The following is a 7,877-nucleotide window of genomic DNA, read 5'->3' as shown; positions in this document are numbered from 1 at the left end:
GGAGAAGGGCAAGGCGCAGGCCTATGCGCTGAACGCGCTTGAAGACCGCGGCATCATGTTCATTTCGCCCAATGATGACCTCTACGAGGGCATGATCATCGGCGAGAATGCCAAGCCGCAGGACCTCGAGGTCAATCCTCTGAAGTCGAAGCAGCTGACCAACTTCCGGGCCAGCGGCAAGGACGAAGGCATCCGCCTCACCCCGCCGCGCCGGCGCCACGGGCGCCGGCACGCAGCCGGTGCCGGGGCGGGGCCTGTGCGGCGCCGGCGATCGCGCCGGTCATCACCCGCGCGGCGCTGCCGGGCGCGATGCTCCGGTCGGGGGCGGAGCGCATCTTGTCCCCGCCAAGCTCGCCGGCGGCGAGCGCGAGCGTGCCCGCGACTACGGCTGGATGATCGAGCAGAGGCGGCGCGCCGCTATCTTTGGGCAGTCTGCCCGATGCGGCGGCCACGCTGACCGCGGCTAGCGGAGTCATCGAACGGGCGCCGGCCACGAGGCCAATTAGAAGCGAGCGGATCATCATCGTCTCCGGGAATCGCTTTCTGAACGCCCTGACCACGCCGAAGGTCGCATGGGCGCTACGATCCCTCCGATGGAGGTCTCCGTGCGCCGAGCGGAGGAACAGGCGGACGCCGGCGCGGTTGATAAGGCCGAACCATAGGAGGCGTTTTATGGCGAAGGATGTTGGCAAGCCCGGTCTCACGACGTTCGGCTGGCTCGCGCTGCTCGGCGCGGGGGCGGCTTATTTCAGCAAGAAGGAACGGCGCGACAAGGCGCTCGGATCGGTCAAGGGACTGACCGACAAGTTCAGTCGCCAGTCGGCCAGCCCTGCCGGCACGCCGTCTAGCGCCAGCACGATCTAAATACTTTCGTCGCGCAGCGGTCGGGCGAGCAGTCGCTCGACCGCCTCGGCGACTTCCAGCCTGCCGGCGAGCAGGTCGGCCACCGCCTCGCCGATCGGCATTTCGACCCCGACCGCCGCGGCGGCCTGAACCAGGACCGGGGCCGTAAAGGCACCTTCGGCCACGGTTCGCCGGTCGCTCATCAGCGTGGCGGCGCTCTCGCCCCGGCCAAGTCCCAGGCCCAGCGTGAAATTACGCGACTGCTCCGACGAGCAGGTCAGCACCAGATCGCCCAGGCCCGACAGGCCCGCCAGCGTATCCGCCCGCGCGCCGCGCGCGATGCCGAAGCGAGTCATTTCAGCGAACCCCCGCGCGATCAGCGCCGCGCGCGCATTCTTGCCGAGGCCGGCGCCCTCGACCACGCCGCTTGCTATCGCGAGCACGTTCTTGACCGCGCCGCCGATCTCGGCACCGGTGACATCGGTCGACCGATAGGGCCGGAATTCAGGCTGTGCGATCCGGCGCGCCAGCCGATCGGCGACGTCTTCTTCGGCGCAGGCCAAGGTCAGTGCGGTCGGCAGGCCGCGCGCGACCTCCGCCGCGAAGGTGGGGCCGGACAGGACGGCGATCGGCGCATCGGGGCAGGTCGCGGCCGCCGCGTCGGACATCAGCGCCATCGTCCCCGCCTCGATCCCCTTCGAGCAGAGCAGGAGCGGGCGGTCGCCCACGTCGGCCCGGGCGAGAATGGCGCGCATATGCTGCGCCGGGGTCACCACCAGCAGCGCCGCGCAATCCGCCAACTGCCCGAGATCGCCCGTCGCGCGGATTGTGGGATCGAGCGCGACGCCCGGCAGGTAAAGGGGGTTGGCGTGGGCGTCATTGACCGACCCGACAACCTCGGGCTCGAACGCCCACAGCAGCACCTCGCCGCCCTTCGCCGCGACCTGTGCCAGCGCCGTGCCCCACGCGCCGCCGCCGATGATGCCGAGTTTCACGCCTTCACTCCCGCCCCGCGCGCCTTTTCCGCCGTGGGATCGAGCGGCCAGCGCGCGCGCGCCGCCACGTCGAGCGGATCGATCAGCCCGGCGGCGAAGCGTTCAGCCCCGGCCCAGGCGATCATGGCCGCATTGTCGGTGCACAGCCACAAAGGCGGCGCGATGAACGGCAGATCGTGCCGCGCGGCCAGCGCCTGCAGCGCGCCCCGCACCGCCGAGTTCGCGGCGACCCCGCCCGCGACGACCAGAGCGGTGGCGCCGGGTGCCTTGCCGATCGCGATCCGCGTGCGATCGACCAGGCAGTCGACCACCGCCTGCTGGAACGAAGCCGCAATATCTTCCGCCGACCATGTCCCCGCATCGCGCGCGCGCAGCACCGCGCCTTTTAGCCCCGCGAAGGAGAAATGGTGCTCGCCCGAATGGACGAGCGGGCGGGGGAGAGGCACCGCCGCCGGATCGCCCGATCGCGCCGCCGCCTCGACCGCCGGCCCGCCGGGGAAGCCGAGGCCGAGCAGCTTGGCGGTCTTGTCGAACGCCTCGCCCGCCGCATCGTCGATCGTGGTGGCGAGCCGCCGATAGTCGCCCGGCCCCCGCACCTCCAGCACCTGGCAGTGGCCGCCCGACACGAGCAGCAGCAGATAGGGGAACGCCAGATCGGTATCGGCCAGGCGCGCGCTCAGCGCATGCCCCTCCAGATGATTGACCGCGATCAGCGGCTTGCCCGTCGCCAGCGCCAGCGCCTTGCCGGTGACGAGGCCGACCATCACGCCCCCGATCAGGCCGGGACCGGCGGTGGCGGCGATCGCGTCCACCTCGTCCAGGCGTACATCGGCTTCGGCCAGCGCTGCCTCGACCAGCGGGGTCAGCACCTCGACATGCGCGCGCGCGGCAATCTCGGGGACCACGCCGCCATAGGGACGATGCGCCGCTTCCTGCCCCGCCAGCTTGTGCGCGAGGATGCGGCGATCGCTCGTCACCAGCGCGGCCGCGGTTTCGTCGCAGGAGGATTCGAGACCGAGGATCAGCGCCATTGTCCGCGCCACATAAGCATGCGCGGCGTCCCCGCCTAGCGGTGCTCGGCGTTGAGCTTGGCGAAGGTCTGGTCGAACCGGCCCTCGGCCTCCGCGTCGCGCAGGAAGGCAAGACGCGCGACCTTGTTCTCGGTCAGGCCCGGTTGTTCGAAATTGGCCATCGTCTCGGCGATATAGTCCTCCAGCGGCATCGCCTGCGGATCGTCGGCATGGCCGGGCATCAGGTCGGTCTGCACGCTCGGCGGGATGACCTCGATCACCTCGACGCTCGTGTCGCGGAGCTGATGCCGGAGCGAGATCGACCAGGAATGGATCGCGGCCTTTGTCGCGCAATAGGTGGGCGTTGCCGCCAACGGCACGAAAGCGAGCCCCGACGAGACCGTTACGATCGTCGCCGTGGGCCGCGCCAGGAAGTGCGGCAGGATGGCGGCGGTCAGCCGGATGGGGCCGAGCAGGTTGGTCGTCACCGTCGCCTCGGCGATGTCCAGGTCGAGCGCCTTCACGTCCTCTGCGACCATGATCCCGGCATTATTGACGACCACATTGAGGTCGGGATGATCGGCGGTCACGCGTGCGCCGAAGGCCGCGATCGCGCCCGCATGCTGCATGTCGAGCACATAACCGGCGACGATATTCTCGTTCGCCGCCACGACCGCGTCGATCGCGTCCTGTCGACGCCCGGTGATGATCACGCGATTGCCGCGCGCCGCGAACTCCTCGGCCAGGCGGTGGCCGATGCCGCTATTGCCGCCGGTCACGAGAATGGTGTTGCCGCTGATCTGCATAAGGCCTCCTGTCTATGCCGCCGCGAGCAGGCGTCCGGCCTGCGCCCGCGCCTCCTCGGTGATTTCCGCGCCCGAAAGCATACGCGCGATCTCCTCACGCCGTTCGGCGGGATCAAGGATGTGGACGCCGGTCCGTGCCACGACCCCGTCCGACCGTTTGGCGATGAGCCAGTGGCGGTCGGCGCGCGCCGCGACCTGCGGGCTGTGCGTGACGATCAGGATCTGCGCGCGTTCGGCCAGCCGGGCGAGCCGCTCCCCGATCGCGGCCGCGACCGCGCCGCCGACGCCGCGATCCACCTCGTCGAAGATCATCGTGCCAGCCCCGCCCTCTTCGGCCAGCGCGACCTTGAGCGCGAGGATGAAGCGCGACAACTCACCGCCGCTCGCGATCTTGGCCAGCGGCGCAAACGGCGCACCCGGGTTGGTCGAGATTTCGAACTCGACGCGATCCTGCCCCGCCGCGCTCCAGCCGCCTTCCGGCAGCGCCTCGATCGTCGTGCGGAAGCGCGCGGCATCGAGTTTTAGGGGCGCGAGTTCGTCGGCGACGGCGGCGTCGAGTCGCGCGGCGGCCTCGCGGCGGGCGGCGGTGAGCTGTGCAGCGGCGGCAAGATAGGCGGCACGCGCCTCCGCCACGGCCGCCTCCAGGGCGGCAATTCCTTCACCGCCGGCCTCGATCCGGGCGAGGCGGCCACCCAGTTCCTCGGCCAGCGCGGCGAGCGCATCGGGTTCGACGCGATGCTTGCGGGCGAGCGCGCGCAGATCGAACAGCCGCGTCTCCATCGCCTCCAGCCGGGCGGGATCGAAGGAGAAGGCGGCGCGCGCCTCGGCCAGCCGGTCCTCGGCCTCCGCCGCTTCGATCACCGCGCGGTCGATCGCAGCGAGCGCCTGCGCCAGCGTCTCATGTTCGGGAGCGAGGCGATCGAGCCGTCGCGCCGCCTGGCGGAGCAAAGCGAGCCCGCCTTCGGAGCCTTCGATCAGCGCGGCGGCCGTTTCCAATTCGTCGGACAGGCGGGCGCCCTTCTGCATGGCGGCGCGTGCCTCGGCCAGCGTGGCTTCCTCGCCGGGCTCGGGTGCGGCGGCGCTGAGTTCGGCGACCGCATGGTCGAGCCATTCGCGATCGCGCGCGGCCGTTTCGAGCTCCGCCGAGGCGGTGGCTAGCGCAGCCTCTGCCTCGCGCCAGCGTGCATGGGCCGCGCCGGCCGACGCGGCGTCGATCCGGCCGAACGCGTCGAGCAGCGCGCGATGCCCGCGCGGATTAAGCAGGCCGCGATCGTCATGCTGGCCGTGCACCTCGATCAGGGTCGCGCCTAACGCGCGCAGCAGGCCGGCGGAGGCGGGCTGATCGTTGACGAAGGCGCGGCTGCCGCCATCGGCGCGGACGATGCGGCGGATCACCAGCGGCTCGCCCGGTTCGATCTCCATGCCCCCTTCCTCCAGCAGCGTATGGGCGGGATGGTCGGCGGCAAGTTCGAACGTAGCGGTGACGCCTGCCTGGGACGTACCCTGACGCACGAGCCCGCTGTCGGCGCGCATGCCGAGCGCGAGCCCGAGCGCGTCGAGCAGGATCGACTTGCCCGCCCCCGTCTCCCCCGTGAGCGCGCCGAGGCCGGACGCGAAATCGAGGTCGAGCGCCTCGATCAGCACGACGTCGCGAATGGCCAGGCCGGTCAGCATCGGCGGGTCCGTAGCAGCCTATTCATCCGAAGGCAGCGGCCCGAACGGCGCGCCCGTGCCGTCGGGATGCGCGGCCTTCCAGTCCATCGCGCGGCGGACGCGGCGCTCGACCGAAGGATGGTCGTAGAACAGCCATTCCTCGACTTGGGTGGGCGAGGAGGCGCGATAGGCGATCGTCTTGACCAGCGCCTTCGCCATGCCGTCGGGTTCGTGCGCGTAGCGCAGCGAGAAGATGTCGGCGTCGCTTTCAGTCACGCGGGTCAGCGTGTTCAGCGCGGGCGTGCCGAGCAGGGCAAGCAGATTGAACAGGATGAAGAAGAGCGGCAGCCCGGCGGGATCGGCGATGCCCCGCACCCGTTCCGCGCCGGGCAGCCGTCGCGCAAGCCATGGGAACAGCCGCGCCGACAGCCACAGGCCGGCGATCGTCAGCAGCGACAGGACGAGCAGGGTCCAGAAGATGTGATGGCGGGCGTAATGGCCCATTTCGTGCCCGACCACGCCGATCACCTCGGCGGTGTCGGCGCCCTGCTTGAACATCGTGTCGCTCATCGCGATCCGGGCGGTGCCGAACAGGCCCGAGACGTTGGCGGTGTAGCGATCCGACTGGCGCGATCCGTCGAAGATGTAGATCTTGTCGTGCGGCACATGGGCGGCCTCCGCCAGCGCCACCACCCGATCGCGCATCGGCCCCGCCGGGGCGGGCGTGTAGGTGTTGAAGATCGGTTCGATGAAGATCGGCCCGATCACCACCATGAAGCCGATGCCGGCCAGCGCGACGCCCGACGCCCAAACCCACCAGCTGCGCGGCGCGCGGCGGATCAGCGCGTAGAAAGCGAGGAAGAACAGGCTCGTCATCACGAGCGAGATGGGCAGTTCCTTGGCCTCATCGCCGATCCAGCCGGCGAAGGATTGCGACGACAGGCCGTAGCTCCGCTCGCGCCACCAGTCGGCGTAGATGCTCCACGGCAGTTCGATCAGCCTTACGGCCAGAAGCGCGGCGGCGGCGACGAGCAAGGCGGTCCGGTTCGGACGCGGGCCGTTGCGGTTCAGCCGATCGCGCAGCCGCACGAGCATCCCGCTGCGCAGGACGAGCCACGCCGCGAGGCAGGTGACGAGCACGCCCCACAGCAGCATCCAATAGCCGCCGCGCGTATAGTCGATCGCGCGCTGGTGCGCTTCGGGCGAGAGCATCGCGAGATAGGTGGCGGTGGCCGAAGCGGGATCGAAGCGTGCCATGTCCTACTCCCTGCCAGCCGGAACCTTATCGCCGCCAGACCATCATCCCTTGCGCGCGTCCGGCGCGCCGTGGCGCTGGATGAGCGCATAGGCCTGCTCATACCAGTCGGTGCCGGGATAGTTGGCGCCCAGCACGGCGGCGGTCTTGCGCGCTTCTTCCAGCACGCCGAGTTCAAGATAGCTTTCGACCAGGCGCATCAGCGCCTCGGGCGTGTGGCTCGTCGTCTGGTAATCGTCGACCACCTTGCGGAAGCGGATGACCGAGGCGAGCCAGTCGTGCCGCCGCTGGTAGAAGCGGCCGATCTGCATCTCCTTGCCGGCCAGATGGTCCTGCACCAGATCGATCTTGAGCCGCGCATCGGCGGCGTAGGTGCTGTCGGGATAGCGGCGCACCACCTCGCCCATCGCATCCAGCGCCTGCTGGCTGATCTTCTGGTCGCGGTTCACGTCGCCGATCTGCTCGTAATAATCGACCGCGATCAGATAGAGCGCGTAGGGCGCGTCCTTATTGCCGGGGTGGATCGCGAGGAAGCGCTGCGCGCTCTGGATCGATTCGGAATAATCACGCGCCAGATAGTGGCAGAAGGCGCTCATCAGCTGCGCGCGGCGCGCCCAGGGCGAATAAGGATGCTGGCGCTCGACCTCGTCGAACAGGGCGGCAGCGAGCTTGTAGTTGCGCTTGCCAAGCTGGTCGTTGGCGGCGTTGTAGAGCGTGTCGACGTCGCGCGCGACATAGCGGTTGCTCTCATTGCCGCGCTTCTTGGCGAGGCTGTTGCTGGCGCAGCCGCCGAGAGGCAGCGCGAGCGCGAGGGCGGCGAGCAGAAAGCCGGACTTGGTGAGACGCATGAGGAGCAGCCTTAGCCGAGCGCCGGCAACGCGGGAAGCCGGTTGCGGCGGGCCGATCCCCACCGCTCCGCCGCCGGAAGTTTACGAAAGGTGGCGCCAATGCACGGGTAGGCGCGGCCCCCCGCGAGCACGGGCGTCGAGGATGGACGGCGGAGCTTCGACATCATCGCGCCAGCCAACGCACAACAAAACCTACATTGCAAGTCGCAGGCGGGCGGCCGCCCCCGACCGCGAAGGTCAGCCGACCCGTTCCGCGCCGGCGGCGGGGCCGACGGGCTTCTTGCGGTCGGTGAGCTGGGGTTCGAGGCCGAGGGTGATGAGCAGCGAGCTCGACACGTAGATCGAGCTGTAGGTGCCGACGACCACGCCCAGCATCATCGCGGCGGTGAAGCCGCGCAGCACCGGGCCGCCGAAAACCAGCAGCGAGCCGAGCGCGAGCAGGATGGTGATCGAGGTCATCACCGTGC

8 protein-coding genes and 2 pseudogenes are annotated in these 7,877 nt (G+C 69.8%); 2 read left to right on the top strand and 8 right to left on the bottom strand.

The annotated features are described in order from the left end of the window. Nucleotides 1-214, top strand: a pseudogene (locus ACOJSF_RS02610) (translational GTPase TypA); the annotation flags it as partial. Here ACOJSF_RS02610 and ACOJSF_RS02605 read toward each other — a convergent pair. After that, nucleotides 198-476, bottom strand: a complete 279-nt coding sequence (locus tag ACOJSF_RS02605) for a hypothetical protein (protein ID WP_420140673.1) — start codon at nt 474-476, stop codon at nt 198-200. The pseudogene ACOJSF_RS02610 and the gene ACOJSF_RS02605 sit on opposite strands and share 17 nt — an antisense overlap. A 196-nt stretch (nt 477-672) precedes the next feature. Here ACOJSF_RS02605 and ACOJSF_RS02600 point away from each other — a divergent pair, with 196 nt between their 5' ends. Next, nucleotides 673-864 (top strand): hypothetical protein, encoded by a 192-nt coding sequence (locus tag ACOJSF_RS02600; protein WP_420140672.1) that lies wholly within the window; start codon nt 673-675, stop codon nt 862-864. Here ACOJSF_RS02600 and ACOJSF_RS02595 read toward each other — a convergent pair. The 7 genes and pseudogenes from ACOJSF_RS02595 to ACOJSF_RS02565 form a co-directional block, all read right to left on the bottom strand. Further along, entirely contained in the window at nt 861-1,838 is a 978-nt protein-coding gene (locus ACOJSF_RS02595; protein ID WP_420140671.1) for an NAD(P)H-dependent glycerol-3-phosphate dehydrogenase, read from the bottom strand. The two genes, ACOJSF_RS02600 and ACOJSF_RS02595, sit on opposite strands and share 4 nt — an antisense overlap. Beyond that, nucleotides 1,835-2,869 (bottom strand): tRNA (adenosine(37)-N6)-threonylcarbamoyltransferase complex transferase subunit TsaD, encoded by a 1,035-nt coding sequence (gene tsaD, locus ACOJSF_RS02590; protein WP_420140670.1) that lies wholly within the window; start codon nt 2,867-2,869, stop codon nt 1,835-1,837. Before tsaD ends, ACOJSF_RS02595 begins: the two co-directional genes overlap by 4 nt. Nucleotides 2,870-2,904: 35 nt before the next feature. Further along, the gene (locus ACOJSF_RS02585) at nt 2,905-3,654 is read right to left on the bottom strand and encodes an SDR family oxidoreductase (RefSeq protein WP_420140669.1); all 750 of its coding nucleotides are present in this window, start codon (nt 3,652-3,654) and stop codon (nt 2,905-2,907) included. A gap of 12 nt (nt 3,655-3,666) precedes the next feature. Further along, the gene (gene recN, locus ACOJSF_RS02580; protein ID WP_420140668.1) at nt 3,667-5,328 is read right to left on the bottom strand and encodes a DNA repair protein RecN; all 1,662 of its coding nucleotides are present in this window, start codon (nt 5,326-5,328) and stop codon (nt 3,667-3,669) included. Between the two features lie 18 nt (nt 5,329-5,346). Next, nucleotides 5,347-6,564, bottom strand: a complete 1,218-nt coding sequence (locus tag ACOJSF_RS02575) for a M48 family metallopeptidase (protein ID WP_420140667.1) — start codon at nt 6,562-6,564, stop codon at nt 5,347-5,349. 42 nt (nt 6,565-6,606) lie between these two features. After that, on the bottom strand, nt 6,607-7,410 hold the full coding sequence (locus tag ACOJSF_RS02570; protein ID WP_420140666.1) for an outer membrane protein assembly factor BamD: 804 nt from the start codon (nt 7,408-7,410) through the stop codon (nt 6,607-6,609). Between the two features lie 237 nt (nt 7,411-7,647). Next, nucleotides 7,648-7,877, bottom strand: a pseudogene (locus tag ACOJSF_RS02565) (protein translocase subunit SecF); the annotation flags it as partial.

It is taken from the genome of Sphingomonas sp., assembly GCF_048594985.1.
Lineage (GTDB): Bacteria > Pseudomonadota > Alphaproteobacteria > Sphingomonadales > Sphingomonadaceae > Sphingomonas_I.
The sequence above is the reverse complement of the archived record's forward strand: the minus strand, read 5'-3'. Positions and strand labels throughout refer to the sequence as shown.